This window comes from Klebsiella sp. 2019SCSN059, from assembly GCF_021739525.1.
Taxonomy (GTDB): domain Bacteria; phylum Pseudomonadota; class Gammaproteobacteria; order Enterobacterales; family Enterobacteriaceae; genus Klebsiella; species Klebsiella quasipneumoniae.
This window is the reverse complement of sequence record NZ_JAKKOM010000018.1, coordinates 23398-39889: the sequence shown is the minus strand read 5'-3', so window position 1 is coordinate 39889 and position 16492 is coordinate 23398. Positions and strand designations below refer to the sequence as shown.

At 59.7% G+C, this 16492-nt stretch carries 16 protein-coding genes; 5 read left to right on the top strand and 11 right to left on the bottom strand.

Annotation, left to right across the window (positions count from 1 at the left end; translation table 11 throughout):
* Nucleotides 1-80: 80 nt before the first annotated feature.
* Nucleotides 81-134: a mgtA regulatory leader peptide MgtL gene (gene mgtL, locus L2I46_RS29780; protein ID WP_219340445.1), complete on the bottom strand. Its 54-nt coding sequence runs from the start codon at nucleotides 132-134 to the stop codon at nucleotides 81-83.
* Nucleotides 135-314: 180 nt separating this feature from the next.
* On the opposite strand from mgtL, the gene treR reads away from it, so the two are divergent.
* From treR to nrdG, 5 genes are all read left to right on the top strand, one after another.
* On the top strand, nucleotides 315-1262 hold the full coding sequence (treR, locus tag L2I46_RS18070) for a trehalose operon repressor TreR (RefSeq protein ID WP_004206520.1): 948 nt from the start codon (nucleotides 315-317) through the stop codon (nucleotides 1260-1262).
* A gap of 129 nt (nucleotides 1263-1391) precedes the next feature.
* Nucleotides 1392-2810, top strand: a complete 1419-nt coding sequence (gene treB, locus L2I46_RS18065; protein ID WP_023291762.1) for a PTS trehalose transporter subunit IIBC — start codon at nucleotides 1392-1394, stop codon at nucleotides 2808-2810.
* 51 nt (nucleotides 2811-2861) lie between these two features.
* Nucleotides 2862-4517, top strand: coding sequence for an alpha,alpha-phosphotrehalase (gene treC, locus L2I46_RS18060; RefSeq protein WP_044525203.1), 1656 nt, complete (start codon nucleotides 2862-2864; stop codon nucleotides 4515-4517).
* Nucleotides 4518-4902: 385 nt separating this feature from the next.
* Nucleotides 4903-7041 (top strand): anaerobic ribonucleoside-triphosphate reductase, encoded by a 2139-nt coding sequence (gene nrdD / locus L2I46_RS18055; RefSeq protein WP_004206513.1) that lies wholly within the window; start codon nucleotides 4903-4905, stop codon nucleotides 7039-7041.
* Nucleotides 7042-7436: 395 nt separating this feature from the next.
* Nucleotides 7437-7901: an anaerobic ribonucleoside-triphosphate reductase-activating protein gene (gene nrdG / locus L2I46_RS18050; RefSeq protein WP_012969085.1), complete on the top strand. Its 465-nt coding sequence runs from the start codon at nucleotides 7437-7439 to the stop codon at nucleotides 7899-7901.
* Between the two features lie 3 nt (nucleotides 7902-7904).
* On the opposite strand, the gene L2I46_RS18045 is transcribed toward nrdG, so the two are convergent.
* From L2I46_RS18045 to L2I46_RS18000, 10 genes are all read right to left on the bottom strand, one after another.
* A complete protein-coding gene (locus L2I46_RS18045) occupies nucleotides 7905-8189 on the bottom strand; it encodes a type II toxin-antitoxin system RelE family toxin (protein WP_048336510.1) in 285 nt (94 codons plus the stop codon).
* Entirely contained in the window at nucleotides 8179-8421 is a 243-nt protein-coding gene (locus L2I46_RS18040; RefSeq protein ID WP_023291757.1) for a type II toxin-antitoxin system RelB/DinJ family antitoxin, read from the bottom strand. The genes L2I46_RS18045 and L2I46_RS18040 overlap by 11 nt, the downstream gene beginning before the upstream one ends.
* 77 nt (nucleotides 8422-8498) lie before the next feature.
* Nucleotides 8499-10409 carry a BglG family transcription antiterminator gene (locus tag L2I46_RS18035; protein ID WP_032454658.1) on the bottom strand — a complete coding sequence of 637 codons (1911 nt, stop codon included), beginning with the start codon at nucleotides 10407-10409 and terminating at the stop codon, nucleotides 8499-8501.
* 22 nt (nucleotides 10410-10431) lie between these two features.
* Nucleotides 10432-11583: a lactonase family protein gene (locus tag L2I46_RS18030; RefSeq protein WP_105491314.1), complete on the bottom strand. Its 1152-nt coding sequence runs from the start codon at nucleotides 11581-11583 to the stop codon at nucleotides 10432-10434.
* A 66-nt stretch (nucleotides 11584-11649) separates the two neighbouring features.
* Nucleotides 11650-12390, bottom strand: coding sequence for a 2-dehydro-3-deoxy-phosphogluconate aldolase (gene dagF, locus L2I46_RS18025; RefSeq protein WP_017900574.1), 741 nt, complete (start codon nucleotides 12388-12390; stop codon nucleotides 11650-11652).
* The gene (locus tag L2I46_RS18020; RefSeq protein ID WP_032454655.1) at nucleotides 12387-13505 is read right to left on the bottom strand and encodes a DgaE family pyridoxal phosphate-dependent ammonia lyase; all 1119 of its coding nucleotides are present in this window, start codon (nucleotides 13503-13505) and stop codon (nucleotides 12387-12389) included. Before L2I46_RS18020 ends, dagF begins: the two co-directional genes overlap by 4 nt.
* Nucleotides 13489-14622 (bottom strand): amidohydrolase/deacetylase family metallohydrolase, encoded by a 1134-nt coding sequence (locus L2I46_RS18015; protein WP_236948109.1) that lies wholly within the window; start codon nucleotides 14620-14622, stop codon nucleotides 13489-13491. Before L2I46_RS18015 ends, L2I46_RS18020 begins: the two co-directional genes overlap by 17 nt.
* Nucleotides 14623-14734: 112 nt before the next feature.
* Nucleotides 14735-15379: a DUF4310 family protein gene (locus L2I46_RS18010; protein ID WP_004206504.1), complete on the bottom strand. Its 645-nt coding sequence runs from the start codon at nucleotides 15377-15379 to the stop codon at nucleotides 14735-14737.
* A gap of 13 nt (nucleotides 15380-15392) precedes the next feature.
* Entirely contained in the window at nucleotides 15393-16169 is a 777-nt protein-coding gene (locus tag L2I46_RS18005; RefSeq protein ID WP_002886897.1) for a DUF4311 domain-containing protein, read from the bottom strand.
* Nucleotides 16170-16190: 21 nt separating this feature from the next.
* The gene (locus L2I46_RS18000) at nucleotides 16191-16490 is read right to left on the bottom strand and encodes a DUF4312 family protein (RefSeq protein ID WP_004206503.1); all 300 of its coding nucleotides are present in this window, start codon (nucleotides 16488-16490) and stop codon (nucleotides 16191-16193) included.
* Between the last annotated feature and the right edge of the window lie 2 nt (nucleotides 16491-16492).

The window sequence follows — 16492 nt, the reverse complement described above, 5'->3', positions numbered from 1 at the left end:
GTCAGGCATGTTATTTTTATGGCAGGGACATCAAGGACGTCACTGCTTTACGCTTTCCGGTAAAGCAGTGTTAAACAGGCTTACCGGAAAGAAAGGTTGCTCCATCGAGGATGAGGAGTGGGATCGGGGTCCATAACTATCTCCGGTAAGTGAATTTAAACGGCGCGAATTATAGCGCCCTCGTTGAGGATGGTGTGGCAATAATGGCGATGATAAACCCGCGCAACTAAACCGAACGTAAACCAGACTTTGCTCATTGCGGTTTGGTTGAGTAGCATTAGGCTCACTTCTACCCACCCTGACGAGAATTCCGCATGCAGAACCGGCTGACCATCAAAGATATCGCGCGCTTAAGCGGCGTAGGGAAATCAACGGTATCCCGCGTCCTCAACAACGAGAGCGGGGTCAGCGAACGGACCCGCGAGCGCGTCGAAGCGGTGATGCAGCAGCACGGTTTCTCGCCCTCCCGCTCCGCCCGCGCCATGCGCGGCCAGAGCGATAAAGTGGTGGCGATTATCGTCACCCGTCTCGATTCGCTGTCGGAAAACCTCGCCGTGCAGACCATGCTGCCCGCCTTTTATGAGCAGGGTTACGACCCGATTATGATGGAGAGTCAGTTCTCCCCTGGGCTGGTGGAGGAGCATCTCGGCATGCTCGCCCGGCGTAATATTGACGGCGTGGTGCTGTTCGGTTTTACCGGCATCGACGAGGCGATGCTCGCTCCCTGGCGCGACACCCTGGTGCTGATGGCCCGCGACGCCCCCGGCTTCGCCTCGGTGTGCTATGACGACGAGGGGGCCATCACGCTGCTGATGCAGCGGCTCTACGAGCGCGGACATCGCCACATCAGCTTCCTTGGCGTACCGCACAGCGACGTCACCACCGGCGAACGCCGCCATCTCGCCTACCTCGCCTTCTGTAAAAAGCATCGCCTGACGCCCACCGCCGCCCTGCCGGGGCTGGGCATGAAGCAGGGGTATGACACCGTCGCCAGCGTGCTGACGGCCGAGACCAGCGCCCTGGTCTGCGCCACCGATACCCTCGCCCTCGGCGCCAGCAAATATCTCCAGCAGCAGGGCCGCGATGCGCTGCAGCTCGCCAGCGTCGGCAGCACGCCGCTGATGAAGTTTCTCCACCCGGAAATATTGACCGTCGATCCTGGCTATGCCGAGTCCGGACGCCGGGCCGCCCGGCAGTTGATCGAGCAGATCGCCGGCAGCGTCGATCCCCGCCAGATCGTGATTCCCGCCGCCCTCAATTAATCTCGTTCGGGCGATTTATGTGATCGTCGCCGGGTTTCGGGAACGTTCCCATTTTGCAAATCAAGCGGAACGGTTAGGATGCCCTCAAGGTAAAACGGCATCTCTCCCCTCTGTTTTTGAGGCTTCATCATGAGCAAAGTAAACCAGCAGGACATCGATAAACTGATCGAACTGGTGGGCGGGCGCGGCAATATCGCCACCGTCAGCCACTGTATTACCCGTTTGCGCTTTGTGCTGAACGACCCGGCCATCGCCAGACCAAAAGAGATTGAGCAGCTGCGCATGGTGAAGGGATGCTTCACTAACGCCGGCCAGTTCCAGGTGGTCATCGGCACCGAGGTGGGTGATTACTACAAGGCCCTGCTGGCGACCACCGGTCAGACTTCCGCCGATAAAGAGCAGGTCAAACAGGCCGCGCGGCAAAATATGAAGTGGCATGAACAGCTGATCTCGCACTTCGCCGAGATCTTCTTCCCGCTGCTGCCGGCGCTGATCAGCGGCGGTCTGATCCTCGGTTTCCGCAACGTCATCGGCGACTTACCCATGAGCAATGGCCAGACGCTGGCCCAGATGCACCCGTCGCTGAAAACCATCTATGACTTCCTGTGGCTGATTGGCGAGGCGATCTTCTTCTATCTGCCGGTGGGGATCTGCTGGTCGGCGGTGAAGAAGATGGGCGGTACGCCGATCCTCGGGATCGTCCTGGGCGTGACCCTGGTGTCCCCGCAGCTGATGAACGCCTATCTCCTCGGCCAGCAGGTGCCGGAGGTGTGGAACTTCGGCCTGTTTACCATTGCTAAAGTCGGCTACCAGGCGCAGGTCATCCCGGCCCTGCTGGCGGGCCTGACCTTAGGCTTTATTGAGACGCGCCTCAAGCGCATTGTGCCTGACTACCTCTATCTGGTCATTGTGCCGGTCTGCTCGCTGATCCTCGCGGTATTCCTCGCGCACGCCATTATCGGTCCGTTCGGCCGCCTGATCGGCGACGGCGTGGCCTTCGCAGTGCGCCATCTGTTAACCGGCAGCTTCGCGCCGATCGGCGCCGCGCTGTTTGGCTTCCTCTACGCGCCGCTGGTGATTACCGGCGTCCATCAGACCACCCTCGCCATCGATATGCAGATGATCCAGAGCATGGGCGGGACCCCGGTGTGGCCGCTGATTGCGCTGTCCAACATTGCCCAGGCGTCGGCGGTGGTTGGCATCATCATCGCCAGCCGCAAGCAGAATGAACGTGAAATCTCGGTACCGGCGGCGATCTCCGCCTATCTCGGGGTCACCGAGCCGGCAATGTACGGTATCAACCTGAAGTACCGCTTCCCGATGCTGTGCGCGATGATCGGCTCCGGCCTCGCCGGCCTGCTGTGCGGCCTGAACGGCGTGCTGGCGAACGGCATCGGCGTCGGCGGCCTGCCGGGGATCCTCTCCATCCAGCCGAGCTACTGGCAGGTGTACGCCATGGCGATGGCCATCGCGGTGGTGGTGCCGATTATCCTCACCACCGTGGTGTATCAGCGCAAGTACCGTCAGGGCACCTTGCAGATTGTCTAACTTCTTCTTTCGGGGCGCCTTTGGCGCCCCTCGTTGCAGCAGGAAAGTACTATGAATCATCTCCCCCACTGGTGGCAAAACGGCGTTATTTATCAAATCTATCCGAAGAGTTTTCAGGATACCACCGGCAGCGGCACCGGCGACCTGCGCGGCGTCACCTCCCGCCTCGACTATCTGCAAAAGCTTGGGGTCGACGCCATCTGGCTGACGCCGTTCTACGTTTCACCGCAGGTGGATAACGGCTACGACGTGGCAAACTACACCGCCATCGATCCCTCCTACGGCACGATGGCCGATTTTGACGCCCTGGTGGCGGAAGCGAAGGCCCGCGGGATCCGCATCGTGCTGGATATGGTGCTGAACCATACCTCGACCGAACACGAGTGGTTCCGTCAGTCGCTGAATAAGGAGAGCCCCTACCGTCAGTTCTATATCTGGCGCGACGGCGAACCGGACGCCCTGCCGAACAACTGGCGCTCCAAGTTTGGCGGCAACGCCTGGCAGTGGCATGCCGACAGCGGTCAGTATTATCTGCACCTGTTCGCCATTGAGCAGGCGGATCTCAACTGGGAGAACCCGGCGGTGCGCGCCGAGCTGAAAAAGGTCTGCGAATTCTGGGCCGACCGCGGCGTCGACGGCCTGCGCCTCGACGTGGTCAACCTGATCTCGAAGGATCAGGCCTTTCCCTGCGATGCGGACGGGGATGGCCGCCGCTTCTACACCGACGGCCCGCGGGTGCATGAGTTCCTGCAGGAGATGAGCCGCGATGTCTTCACGCCGCGTCATCTGATGACCGTCGGCGAGATGTCTTCCACCTCGCTGGAACACTGCCAGCAGTACGCCGCGCTGGACGGCCGCGAGCTGTCGATGACCTTTAACTTCCACCATTTAAAAGTCGATTATCCCGGTGGGGAGAAGTGGACCCTCGCCCGCCCGGACTATGTGGCGCTGAAGGCGCTGTTCCGCCACTGGCAGCAGGGGATGCACAACCGGGCGTGGAACGCGCTGTTCTGGTGTAATCACGATCAGCCGCGCATCGTCTCGCGCTTTGGCGACGAAGGCGAGTACCGGGTGCCGGCGGCGAAGATGCTGGCGATGGTGCTGCACGGCATGCAGGGCACGCCCTATATTTATCAGGGTGAAGAGATCGGTATGACCAATCCGCACTTCAACAGCATCAGCGATTATCGCGACGTCGAGAGCCACAATATGTTTATCGAACGTGCGGCGCAGGGGCAAAGTCCGGACGAACTGCTGGCGATCCTTGCCAGCAAGTCACGCGACAACAGCCGCACGCCGATGCCGTGGCATGGTGGCGAGAACGGTGGCTTTAGCGATGGCGAACCGTGGATCGGCCTTGGCGATAACTACCGGGAGATCAACGTCGAGGCGGCGCTGGCGGACCCTGATTCGGTGTTTTATGCCTATCAGCAGCTGATTACGCTGCGTAAAACCCTGCCGCTGCTGACCTGGGGCGATTATCAGGATCTCCTGCCTGACCATCCGTCGCTGTGGTGCTATCGCCGTCAGTGGCAGGGACAAACGCTGGTGGTCGCCGCCAACCTGAGCCGCGACCTGCAGGCCTGGCAGCCTGAGGACGCCCCGGGCGAGTGGAAGATGATCATCAGCAACTATGCCGAGACCACGCCCCGCCCAACCGGGCTGACGCTGCGGCCGTTCGAAGCGGTATGGTGGCTGCAGGCGTAAGGTGTCCCCTGCCCTCCCGAAATGAGAAGGTCATGCCTGGCGCCGGTGGCGAACGCCAGGCATTTTTGCTTATTTTCCAGCCAGATAAATTTACATTTATCGCCAGCGCCCATCATCCGTACTCTCACCTTTTTACCTTGTTCTGGGTCAATAAAATCGCAAACATCTTTGATGCAAATCACTACATATAGAACTTAAAATGCGTCCCGGCCCTACATGTTGTATTAATCGTCTATTATGTCACCATATCTTGTCGATGTCTGGCGGTGATGAGATGTGGATAAAACGGGCCGGATCTGAAGGCAAACAGCACGAGCCGTAGCGTACAGCGCCTTTGGGATAACCTCCGCCTCTGTGGATAACCTGTTCTATATATGGAGTGATCATGACACCGCATGTGATGAAACGTGATGGCTGTAAAGTGCCGTTCAAGTCAGAGCGCATTCAGGAAGCAATTCTGCGTGCAGCTAAAGCAGCGGGAGTCGATGACGCAGACTATTGCGCCACCGTCGCAGAAGTCGTTAGCCAACAAATGCAGGGCCGCGCCCAGGTCGACATCAACGAGATCCAGACCGCGGTGGAAAACCAGCTGATGTCCGGCCCCTATAAGCAGCTGGCGCGCGCCTACATTGAGTATCGCCATGACCGCGATAGCCAGCGTGAGAAGCGCGGCCGCCTCAATCAGGAGATCCGCGGCCTCGTCGAGCAGACCAACTCCGCGCTGCTCAACGAAAACGCCAACAAGGACAGTAAAGTCATCCCGACCCAGCGCGACCTGCTGGCCGGTATCGTCGCCAAGCACTACGCCCGGCAGCACCTGCTGCCTCACGATGTGGTGATGGCCCACGAACGCGGCATGATCCACTATCATGACCTCGATTACTCGCCCTTCTTCCCGATGTTTAACTGCATGCTGATCGACCTGAAAGGCATGCTGACCCAGGGCTTTAAGATGGGCAACGCGGAGATCGAGCCGCCGAAGTCTATCTCTACCGCCACCGCGGTGACCGCGCAGATCATCGCCCAGGTCGCCAGCCATATTTATGGCGGCACCACCATCAACCGAATCGATGAAGTGCTGGCGCCGTTCGTCAGCGAAAGCTTTAACAAGCATCGTAAAATCGCCGAAGAGTGGCAGATCCCGGATGCCGAAGGCTATGCCCGCGCCCGTACCGAAAAAGAGTGCTACGACGCCTTCCAGTCGCTGGAGTATGAGGTTAACACGCTGCATACCGCCAACGGCCAGACGCCGTTCGTCACCTTCGGGTTCGGTCTCGGCACCAGCTGGGAATCGCGGCTGATCCAGCAGTCGATTCTGCGCAACCGCATTGCCGGCCTCGGTAAAAACCGTAAGACCGCGGTGTTCCCGAAACTGGTGTTCGCGATCCGTGACGGCCTGAACCATAAGTTCGGCGACCCGAACTACGACATCAAACAGCTGGCGCTGGAGTGCGCCAGCAAGCGCATGTACCCGGATATCCTCAACTACGACCAGGTGGTGAAGGTTACCGGGTCGTTTAAAACGCCGATGGGCTGCCGCAGCTTCCTCGGGGTGTGGGAAAACGAGAACGGCGAGCAGGTGCACGATGGGCGCAATAACCTCGGCGTCATCAGCCTCAACCTGCCGCGCATCGCCCTGGAAGCGAAAGGCGACGAAGCCGCCTTCTGGGCGCTGCTGGACGAGCGCCTGCAGCTGGCGCGCAAAGCGCTGATGACCCGCATTGCCCGCCTGGAAGGGGTAAAAGCGCGCGTGGCGCCGATCCTCTATATGGAAGGGGCCTGCGGCGTGCGGCTGAAAGCCGACGACGACGTCTCCGAGATCTTTAAAAACGGCCGGGCGTCGATTTCGCTGGGCTATATCGGTATCCATGAAACTATCAATGCGCTGTACGGCAACCAGCATATGTACGACAGCGAGGCGCTGCGCGAGAAGGGTGTGGCCATCGTCCAGCGCCTGCGCGACGCCGTCGATTTGTGGAAAGAAGAGACCGGCTACGGCTTTAGCCTGTACAGCACGCCGAGCGAAAACCTGTGCGACCGCTTCTGCCGTCTCGACACCGCCGAGTTTGGCGTGGTGGAGGGCGTGACCGACAAAGGTTACTACACCAACAGTTTCCACCTCGACGTGGAGAAGAAGGTCAACCCGTACGACAAGATCGATTTTGAAGCGCCGTATCCGCCGCTGGCTAACGGGGGCTTCATTTGCTACGGCGAATACCCAAACATCCAGCACAACCTGAAGGCGCTGGAAGACGTATGGGATTACAGCTATCAGCATGTGCCGTACTACGGCACTAACACGCCGATCGATGAGTGCTACGAGTGCGGTTTCACCGGCGAGTTCGAGTGCACCAGCAAGGGCTTTACCTGCCCGAAATGCGGTAACCACGACGCCTCCCGCGTTTCCGTTACCCGTCGGGTGTGCGGCTACCTCGGCAGTCCGGACGCGCGTCCGTTCAACGCCGGCAAGCAGGAAGAAGTGAAGCGCCGCGTGAAGCACCTGGGCAACGGGCAGATCGGTTAATTCCAGCTGGTTTAGCCCCTCCCCCTCTCCCCAACGGGGAGAAGGGACCGGCTCCGTAGCCGTTTGGCCACTAAGGCGCCGTTCCCGGATCGCGGCGCAAAGCGCCTTATCCGGGCTACAACCGCGTATGCGGCTTTTCGTAGCCCGGGCGAGCGCAGCGACGCCGGGAGCCGTTCCCTTTACAAATGCACAGCACCTCCGTTTTCGCAAAGCCATTAGCGTCAGAGCAAGGCGGCAAACGAGGGAATCCCAAACAGCCTGGTGGGTTTCCTCAAATCAGTTGGCGTTGTAGCAAGGCGGCAAACGAGTAAGTCCCGGGGAGCTTACTGGAGTAAGTGACCCGGGCGAGCGAGCGCAGCCAACGCCGCTACATCGGCAAATGAGAAGAGGAAACAATGAATTACCATCAGTACTACCCGGTAGATATTGTCAACGGCCCCGGCACCCGCTGCACCCTGTTTGTCTCTGGCTGCGTCCATGAGTGCCCCGGCTGCTACAACAAAAGCACCTGGCGGGTGAACTCCGGCATGCCGTTTACCGCCGAGATGGCCGACCGCATCATTGCCGATCTCAACGATACCCGCATCAAACGCCAGGGGATTTCGCTCTCCGGCGGCGATCCGCTGCATCCGCAGAACGTCGCGGAGATCCTCAAACTGGTTCAGCGCGTGCGTGCCGAATGCCCCGGCAAAGATATCTGGGTCTGGACCGGCTATAAACTGGATGAGCTGAATGAGGCGCAGATGCAGGTGGTGAACCTGATCAACGTGCTGGTCGACGGTAAGTTTGTGCAGGATTTAAAAGACCCGGCGCTGATCTGGCGCGGCAGCAGCAACCAGGTGGTACATCATTTGCGATAGCGTTTAGAGCCGTTTATTCGCCTGATGATAAACGGCCGCTTTCTCTCTTTTGCCAATGGCAATAACGTAAACCACCACCACACTATCCCGTACTTGATACACCAACCGATAACCTGACGCCTTAAGTTTGATTTTGTAGCAATCCGGTAAATCACTCAGACTGGCCGATGCAATTCGCGGATTCTGCACAACCTGCTGGAGCTTATTTTTGAACTGTTTTTTGATCGTCTCGCCAAGCTTCTGCCATTCGCGCCAGGCACGCGGATCAAACGCCAGTTCATAGGTCATCCAGACTCACCTTCACCTCCGGCTGCGGGTTTTCCAGCCGCTCGCGGACGGTGCGTAATAATGCCGCTTCGCTATCGCTGATAGTCATACTTTTCACTGGCATGCGGCCATTTTCCGCAATGTATTGAAACAGCAGGCGCACCGCCTCCGTTGGCGTCATATCGAGTTTCTCCAGCACGGCATAAGCCTCTTTTTTGAGTTTATCGTCCAGTCGAACGTTGAGCGTGGCCATTATGCCTCCAGAAAGGGATATTTTGTAATGCATTATAGCATTACATTTGCATTACACTCGAATCTGGAAAACGCCTCTCAAAACCGGCTGACGCACTCCATCGCCACCGTTTTAAACTCATCGAAGCTGCGGGTCGCGGCGAGGCGGCTCATGGCGCGCTCGCGCAGGAAAGTCACGAAAATATCGTAGATCGCCATCGCCTCTTCATACTCGCGCTTGCTGATAGCGAGCAGGAAGATGATATGGGCGGTTTCATCACCCCAGGCGATGCCCTGCGGGGCAATGACGGTATAGACCACCGTCTTTTTCGCCAGTAGCCCCAGGGAGTGCGGCAGCGCAATGCCATCGCCGAGCATGGTGCTGACAATCGCTTCACGCTCCACCACCGAAGCATGAAACTCGGCGTCAACAAAGCCTTCCTCCAGCAGCTGCTGGCACAGCTCGGCGAACAGCGTTTGCTGATCCATCGGCGTATCGACCACCCGGAAGTGGGCGGCATCGAAGTACTTATTCAGCATCCATGGACGGGTACGGTCCACCAGCACCAGTTTGCCGATCTGATCCAGTTGATAGTCAGTGGGGAACGGCGCGATGGTCACTACCGGCTTGTCTTTTTCGCTGATCCGCACCGTGGAGATAACAAAATCCGCCTCGATCGCGTCCCGCTGTTCGTACTCGCGCTGGGAAATAGTGGCGGCGATCTCCAGCTGCGGATATTTGCGCTGCAGGATCGCCTCAATCATCCGCACCATCGCATTGCTGGTATCGCACACCAGCAGCACCTGCGGCTGACGCTGGTAGCCGATGTTGTAGTGGCGCTCCAGCCCGACGCCGATATGCAGCACCAGAAAGCCGATTTCGTTTTCGCTGATGGTGTACGGAGTATATTTGCCCCAGCTGGAGACCGCGGCGAGGGTCATATCCCAGGCCATCGGGTAGTGCTGTTTGATGTTATCCAGCAGCGGATTGGGGATCATGATCTGGTAGCGTACGCGGGTGATCATGGTCTTTATGTGGGTCAGCAGATCGGCGTGCAGCTGGGCATCGTCCAGCAGGTTGTAGTTATACTGGCTGTTGATGTAGCGCAGGATGTAGTTGACCAGCGCTTCGTCATCGTCGGCGCTGATGGTTTCCGGGTCCACGTCCTGTACCTGACGGGCGGCGATATGCACGCACAGCCACTCTTCTTCCGCGGGCGATAAAGGTTTACCGGCCAGCCGCTGCAGTTCGCCCGCCAGATCGCGCGCGGCATCGCGGACGTTCTGCGCCACATCTTCAGCACTAAAATCCGCCAGCGGGTAGCCTTCGCTGACGCGACGCACCACCACTGCCCCGTACAGGCAGATAAAGCGCTCGCCGACGTCGGTGAGACGAATATGGTGGCGCGTGAGCGTCTCCTGCAGCACCGGCTCCAGCAGCGCAGGCACCTCCTCTGCAAAGGCCTCGGCGCCGATCGGCGGCGCGATACCGCCCTGCTGGGTTAGCTCCCACAGCAGGTCGGTGAGGCAGGCGCGAACCGATACCTCGCTACCGAACAGCTTCATGCCGTGGCGCGGGCGGGTTTCAAGGGTTAGCTGATAGCGCTGGAAGCGCTCGCGCACCTCGACCATATCGTTTTGCAGCGTGGCGCGGCTGACGAACCACTCATCCGCCAGGTCTTCCAGCTTGATCGAGAACGCCGACGTCAGAAAACGCACCAGCAGGAAAGTGATGCGATCCTGGGCGGTACGCGGAACATGCTGCGCCTTCGGCGCCGTCTCCTCCAGCGCCTGAAAGCTCGCCGGGTTATCAATTTTCAGCTGATAACCGCTGCCGCGGTTAAGGATAAACTGCGCGCCATACTGCGCCAGTAGCGCATTCAGGGCGGTAATATCGGCGCGCACGGTACGGGTGGAAACCGACAGGCGTTGCGCCAGCTCATCCTGCGGCAGCGTTTCATTCCGCAGCAGGGTGAAGAGTTGCGCTAAGCGTTGGTTGGGAAATCGCATGTCAGTTCCTTGTGGTTACGGCTCAGGGTTGGGCGGAAATCACCATCTGCGATGGGCTGCCGACCGGCGTGTAGTCTGAGACAAAGGTCAATTTGCCATCCTTCGGCGCCACGCTGAAGCGGGTAATATTATCGCTACGCTGGTTCATGACGTACAGCCACTGCCCCTGATTATCCAGGGTCAGCGTGCGGGGGTAATCTCCGCGCGTCCAGATATCCTCCTGGTGGCGCAGGCGGCCGTCGGCCTGCACCGTAAAGTGGGCGATGCTGTTATGCAGACGATTGGCGACGTACAGCTGTTTGCCGTCGTTGCTCAGCGCCAGGCCGGCGGCAAAGCTGGTGCCCTTATACTCTTTCGGCAGCGCGGAGACGGTTTTGCCTTCGCGCAGCAGACCGCTTTGCTGATCCAGATGATAGAAGGTCAGCGTCGACGCTTCCTCGTTAATCAGCCACAGACCGTCGCCCTTTGGCGTGAAGACGAAGTGGCGCGGGCCGGCTCCCGGCGACGAGGCGGCGATAAACGGCGGATCGTTCGGCGTCAGCTTGCCGCTGGCGCTATCCAGCCGATACTGATAGATCCGATCCAGCCCCAGATCGGTGGAGTAAACAAATCTCCCGCTGGGATCGGCGGCGATCATATGGGCGTGCGGGCCATTGTGATCGCTGATGGCGAAGCTGCCCTCGACGGCCGCCGCCGGGCGTTCGGCCCCTGCCGGGCCTTCATCCTGATGCTTGTCCACCGCCTCGCCCAGGCTACCGTCTTCTTTCACCGGTAGCACGGCGATGCTGCCGCTGACGTAGTTGGCCACCAGCAGCTGTTTACCGTTCGGCGTCAGGGAGAGATAAACCGGACCGGCGCCGCCGGAGGCGACCTGATTGAGTGCGGTCAGCTCGCCGTTCTTCTCAATACGCCACGCCTGCACCACGCCTTTCTCCACTTCGCTGGCGGCATACAGCGTCTTGCCATCGCGCGAGACGGTCAGCTGCGCGGCGTTCGGCAACGAACTCACCAGCGTCCTGTCACGTAGCGCGCCGGTTTGGCTATCAACGGTAAAGCGGTACAGACCTTCGCCATTGGGATTATAGGTGCCTACCCAGGCATAGTGAGTTTGCGCGGCGGCGGCGGCGGCAAACAGGGACAGTGAAGCGACAAGCAGATGACGAGCGACAGGCATAGCAACTCCTTGATGGTTCAGTGGGATAAGCTGCCCCTCACCCTTTGAGGGCGAGGGGCAAGGGCACTACTTCACTAACTGTTTGGTCATCTCCAGCAGCTGGCGAACATCGGCCGGGCGGGTGTTGCCGCTGGCCTTATCGATAATCGAGCTGTAGATATGCGGGATGATTTTGCTCACCCCGGCATCGAGGGCGATCTTCAGGATCGCGCTGTAGTTTTCCAGATCGATACCGCCGGTCGGCTCCAGCCAGAAATCGTGCGCGGCGCAGGCTTTGGCCACCGCCTCGAACTCGTCGCGGTGCTTCAGGCCGCCCATCGGGAAGTATTTGATGGAGCTGCCGCCCATATCTTTTAACAGCGCGATGGCGGTTTCCAGCGGCACAATCCCATCCGCCGCGCCGCTGCTCAGCGGGCCGGTGGAGATCTTCACCATACCCGGGGTGCCGGTGGGCGAGACCAGGCCGTTGACCACCGTTTCGTTCTGCCCGAGCAGCGCGCGGCTGGTGGCCACGCCGGTGAAGACCTGATTGACGTGCTGCGGCTGCACCTGGCGCGAAATCTCGCTCACCATCGCCGACTGATTCGGATCCCCTGCGCCCAGCCCGACGGAGAGGGCGTTATCAATCAGCTTCGCGTAGTCGCGCATATCGGCCACCGCGCTGGCGACGTCCGGGTAGTTTTTGGAGAGCACGCCGACCAGGACATGACCTTCCGCCGCGTCGTAGATTTCCCGGGCGTTGTCTTTACTACCCGCCAGGACGTTCAGGCACACGCGATCACGGTAAAAGTTTGGGGTCAGTTTCATGCTTGTTTCTCCTTGTTCAGAACTTCCGCGATACGGCGGGCGACTACCGCCAGCTGCTGGGCGTCAACGCTGCGGACATCGGCTTCGATAATGCCTTCATTCGCTTTATAGCCGCGGAAGTAGATGGCGTATTCGCCCTGCTTCAGCGCGTTAACCAGATCGCCGGTCTTCACGCCGGTCACCGCTTCGTCGAATTTGATTTCGGCGCGGGCGATATCGCGGCCGGCGCTGTCCCATACCACGCGGGCAGTGACGCCGTTGAGGGTATTGAGCTGTTCGATAAACGGCGTCATCTTCGCCACCATCTCTTCGCCGCTCTCTTTGCTTGCCGTCAGGTAGTGTTCAATGGCGCAGGTCAGGCCGAGGATCCCCTCTTTACCCACTTTCATCGCCCGGCCAATCCCCATCGACTGGCGTTTAACCCACTCGACGTACTGCGTTTTGCCGATCACCAGCCCGCTGGTCGGCCCTTCAATCGCTTTCGCACCGCTGTAGATCACCAGGTCGGCGCCCATGCGGTAGTAGCCCTGCAGATCTTCCTCCGCCGCCGCGTCGACGATCAGCGGTAAATGATGCTGACGCGCCACTTCCGCGGCCTGCGCCACGTTGAGCATGCTTTTCTGCACGCAGTGGTGGGATTTGATGTAGAGGATCGCCGCGGTGCGCGGGGTGATCGCCGCCGCCAGCTGTTCGGCAGAGCATTCGTTGGCGTAGCCCGCTTCCACCAGCCTGCCGCCGCCCAGCGCCACCATGGTGCCGACCGGCGCGCCGAAGTTGACGTTGTGGCCCTTCGGCAGGACGATTTCGTTATGCTCTATCGGCGTGACGTGCAGGTTCTCCAGCAGCCAGTCGCTGTCTTTCACCAGCACCGCCGCCACCGACTGGGCAATCCCTGCCGAGGCGCAGGAGACCACGGTCGCCCCTTCCACGTCCAGCAGCCTGGCGATGTACTCGCCGGTTTTATTCACCAGATCTTTCATTTCAAAGTACTGGTTCATGCCGGCCATCGCGGCGTCCACCACTTCCGGACGCGGCGTGGAAACGCCCAGCGCCGTCATCCGGCCAGAAGTGTTAATAACTTGTTTTAAATGGTATTTTTCAAAAATCGAAGGCATGTTCCGCGCTCCCTTGTTCGGTCAGATAGCCTTTGCCCGCGCGGATCGCGGCCAGCGGCACTAAAATGTTGTCTGCCTGGAGGCTCTCTTTTTCGGCATCCACCAGCAGCGTTGGCTGGCGCTCCAGGCGAAATAGCGTGAGATCGGCGTCGAAACCCACTTCCAGCCGCCCTTTACGCGACAGGCGCAGCCCCTCGGCAGCGCTGACGGTCACGCAGGCAATCACCTGCGGCAGGGTCATGCCGATGGCGAGAAATTTCGACATCACCAGCGCCAGCGAACGCACCGGGCCGTCGATGCGGTTACGGCAGTAAATATCCGAGCTGATGGTGTGCGGCAGAATGCCCAGCGCAATCGCCCGGCGCGCCACTTCAAAGCTGAAGCTGGCGGTACCGTGGCCGACGTCGAGGCGCACGCCGCGCTGCAGGGCGCGAGTAATCGAACTGCGCAGTTCGCCGGCAGGATTCAGAATGCGGTTCGGTTTGCCGTTATAGCAGTGGGTAATGATGTCGCCGCGGCTCAGCAGATCGGCGATTTCATCGAGGTTCGGCGGATTGTTGCCAATGTGCACCATCAGCGGCAGGTCGCCGTTTTCCTGCTGAATCGCCTTGGCGCGCGCCAGCGGCGTAATGCCGTTTTCCCCCACCACGCTGCTGCTCATCCGCGCCTTCAGACCAACGATAAAATCGGGATGACGCTGCACCGCCTGCTGCACCGCCTCGGCGTCAATATTGGTCATATTGGCCAGTTCATTCTGGGCAATCAGCCCGACGCGGGAGATATTGAGCAGGGCATAGACTTCCGTCGCCGCTTTACGGGTCAGTTGATAGAACTCATCGACATCGTCGGCGCCGGTGCTGCCGGCATCAATCACGGTGGTGACGCCGGTGGCGATGCCGACGCTGTCCGGCTCATCGTGATAAATTGGCGAATTCGGGTAGCAGTGAACGTGGGAGTCAATCCAGCCGGCGCTGACGTAGCTGTTGCCCTGCAGATCGAGGGTTTTGCGGGAGGGCGCGCTAATCTCGCCCAGCGCCGCGATTTTCCCGTCCTGAATGGCGATATCAGTCAGGGTATCGTCGACGAGGCGCGCGCGGCGCAGGAGTAAATCAAACATAGCTATCTCCTGATGAAAGAGTGAATCTGTTGCCGGATGGCGACGTACCGCCTTATCCGGCCTACCAATCGCGCTGACGTGTAGGCCCGATAAGCGCCGCGCCATCGGGCGATTAGCTAATCGCCACCGGGAAAATGGAGCCGAGGATCATCGCGCCGAGGATAGCGCCGCCGGTGATCGGTTTCTGCCAGATGTAGAACAGCAGGGCGCCAACCAGCGAGCCGATCCCGATAGGAATCGAGGCGGTCATTGCGCTGAGGATGATCAAGGGGCCGAGGAAGCGGCCGGAGGCATTACCGGCCCCCATCATCACGTCGGCGCCGTAGGTGGAGTCGCTCTGGTTGATGGTGAACTTACGCGCCAGAATGATGATGTAGCCCACCGCCAGGCCGAGGATCAGGCCGGTTGCCAGCGAGGCGGCGAAGTTCGCCACCGGGAAGACAAAGCCCGCGCCGAGCAGCAGCGCCGGGACGCCAAGACCGATCCCGGTCTGAATAGCGCCGCCGATATCGAGGATCCCCACCAGCGACCCTTCGATGATGCGGGCGAACAGGAAGCTGGCGCCAAACGCCGCCACCGCGCCGTAAACGCCGGTATCAATCCCCGACTTCAGCATCGCCACGAAGGCGACTTCGTTAAAGGCGCCGATGCCGTACAGGTAGTACATGTGGGTCCCGGCGAAGACGCCGGAGGAGAGCAGGCCAACGAAGATCGGGAACGACCAGTCGGCATACCAAAAACCTTTATTCTGTTCCATTATCAGGCTCCCGTTACTTGCCGCTGAGTGAGTTGTGGATCATGTCCAGCCAGTTCGGCACGGTCAGATGGAAGGATTCGATCATCTTCATGTCGAAGCCGCGGAAGAAGCCGCTGAGGACGAACAGGGCGACAATGGCCACCATCATCACTTTGGTGACCCGGTTCCAGCCGCTCTCTTCAACGCCTTTGCCGATCAGGATGCCCAGCACCAGCCCCGGTACGGCGTTGCCCATAATCAGCTGCGCCGCGCCGCCGAAGATAGTCGCCCAGAAGCCTGATTTTTTACCGGCGTCGATCGCCGCCAGCCAGAAGATCACCGGCATCACGGTGTTCACCAGCAGGTTTGCCGCCGGGACCAGTACCTTAACCGCGGTCACCTGCAGTGCTTCCGGTACGGACGAGGCGGTGAGGTTAAGGAAGGCGACGACGATCATGCCGATGATGCCGCAGGAGATGGCCATTTTTTTCGGATCGTGCAGCGTTTCGCCGACGTTACGATTTTTCAGCATCAGCGCCGCCGCGCCCCAGTTGGGGATAATGCGGTGGTCAACATCCTGGGTGAAGGAGCCTGCTGCAACGGAAGAGGCCCAGGCGTTAAAGAAGAAACCGAGGCCAAAGGAGAAGTGGGAAGCCGGATCGCCCTCACAGGAGTTCAGCTCGCCCAGGGTTCGAAACGCCCCCATCCCCTGGGTGGTAGGGGCATGAAACATGCGTGCCGCTCCGGCGCCCACGCCGACGCCGACCAGGCCGCCGATGATAAGCGATTTTATTAATATTATCAGGAACATAGTCAGACCCTTTGCTAACAATCAGGTTTGCGTGACGAAATCCACTTTATCGAGATCGATGGCGGTCACGTTGACGGTGACGTCCAGCTCCACGCTGTAGGTCCGTCGTTCACGGCGCAAAAAGAAAAACAGGAAGGCCTCTTTTCGTACCGCTTCGCGCGCATGAACAACCGTCACGTCCTGTGGCTCAATACGCAGCAGAATGTGCGATGACGTTTTCATCACCGCAGCCTGCACATGGTTCAGGGCATCGGCGAAGGCCCGTGATTTGCTTTCGCCTTTGCCGGCAACCCTCACCGTGGTGGTGAATTGCTCTTTCATAC

What these genes read in the sequence shown, in the direction of transcription:
- treR (WP_004206520.1), top strand. Translation starts at nt 315, where the DNA reads ATGCAGAACCGGCTGACCATCAAAGATATCGCGCGCTTAAGCGGCGTA.
- treB (WP_023291762.1), top strand. Translation starts at nt 1,392, where the DNA reads ATGAGCAAAGTAAACCAGCAGGACATCGATAAACTGATCGAACTGGTG.
- treC (WP_044525203.1), top strand. Translation starts at nt 2,862, where the DNA reads ATGAATCATCTCCCCCACTGGTGGCAAAACGGCGTTATTTATCAAATC.
- nrdD (WP_004206513.1), top strand. Translation starts at nt 4,903, where the DNA reads ATGACACCGCATGTGATGAAACGTGATGGCTGTAAAGTGCCGTTCAAG.
- nrdG (WP_012969085.1), top strand. Translation starts at nt 7,437, where the DNA reads ATGAATTACCATCAGTACTACCCGGTAGATATTGTCAACGGCCCCGGC.
- L2I46_RS18045 (WP_048336510.1), bottom strand. Translation starts at nt 8,189, where the DNA reads ATGACCTATGAACTGGCGTTTGATCCGCGTGCCTGGCGCGAATGGCAG.
- L2I46_RS18040 (WP_023291757.1), bottom strand. Translation starts at nt 8,421, where the DNA reads ATGGCCACGCTCAACGTTCGACTGGACGATAAACTCAAAAAAGAGGCT.
- L2I46_RS18035 (WP_032454658.1), bottom strand. Translation starts at nt 10,409, where the DNA reads ATGCGATTTCCCAACCAACGCTTAGCGCAACTCTTCACCCTGCTGCGG.
- L2I46_RS18030 (WP_105491314.1), bottom strand. Translation starts at nt 11,583, where the DNA reads ATGCCTGTCGCTCGTCATCTGCTTGTCGCTTCACTGTCCCTGTTTGCC.
- dagF (WP_017900574.1), bottom strand. Translation starts at nt 12,390, where the DNA reads ATGAAACTGACCCCAAACTTTTACCGTGATCGCGTGTGCCTGAACGTC.
- L2I46_RS18020 (WP_032454655.1), bottom strand. Translation starts at nt 13,505, where the DNA reads ATGCCTTCGATTTTTGAAAAATACCATTTAAAACAAGTTATTAACACT.
- L2I46_RS18015 (WP_236948109.1), bottom strand. Translation starts at nt 14,622, where the DNA reads ATGTTTGATTTACTCCTGCGCCGCGCGCGCCTCGTCGACGATACCCTG.
- L2I46_RS18010 (WP_004206504.1), bottom strand. Translation starts at nt 15,379, where the DNA reads ATGGAACAGAATAAAGGTTTTTGGTATGCCGACTGGTCGTTCCCGATC.
- L2I46_RS18005 (WP_002886897.1), bottom strand. Translation starts at nt 16,169, where the DNA reads ATGTTCCTGATAATATTAATAAAATCGCTTATCATCGGCGGCCTGGTC.
- L2I46_RS18000 (WP_004206503.1), bottom strand. Translation starts at nt 16,490, where the DNA reads ATGAAAGAGCAATTCACCACCACGGTGAGGGTTGCCGGCAAAGGCGAA.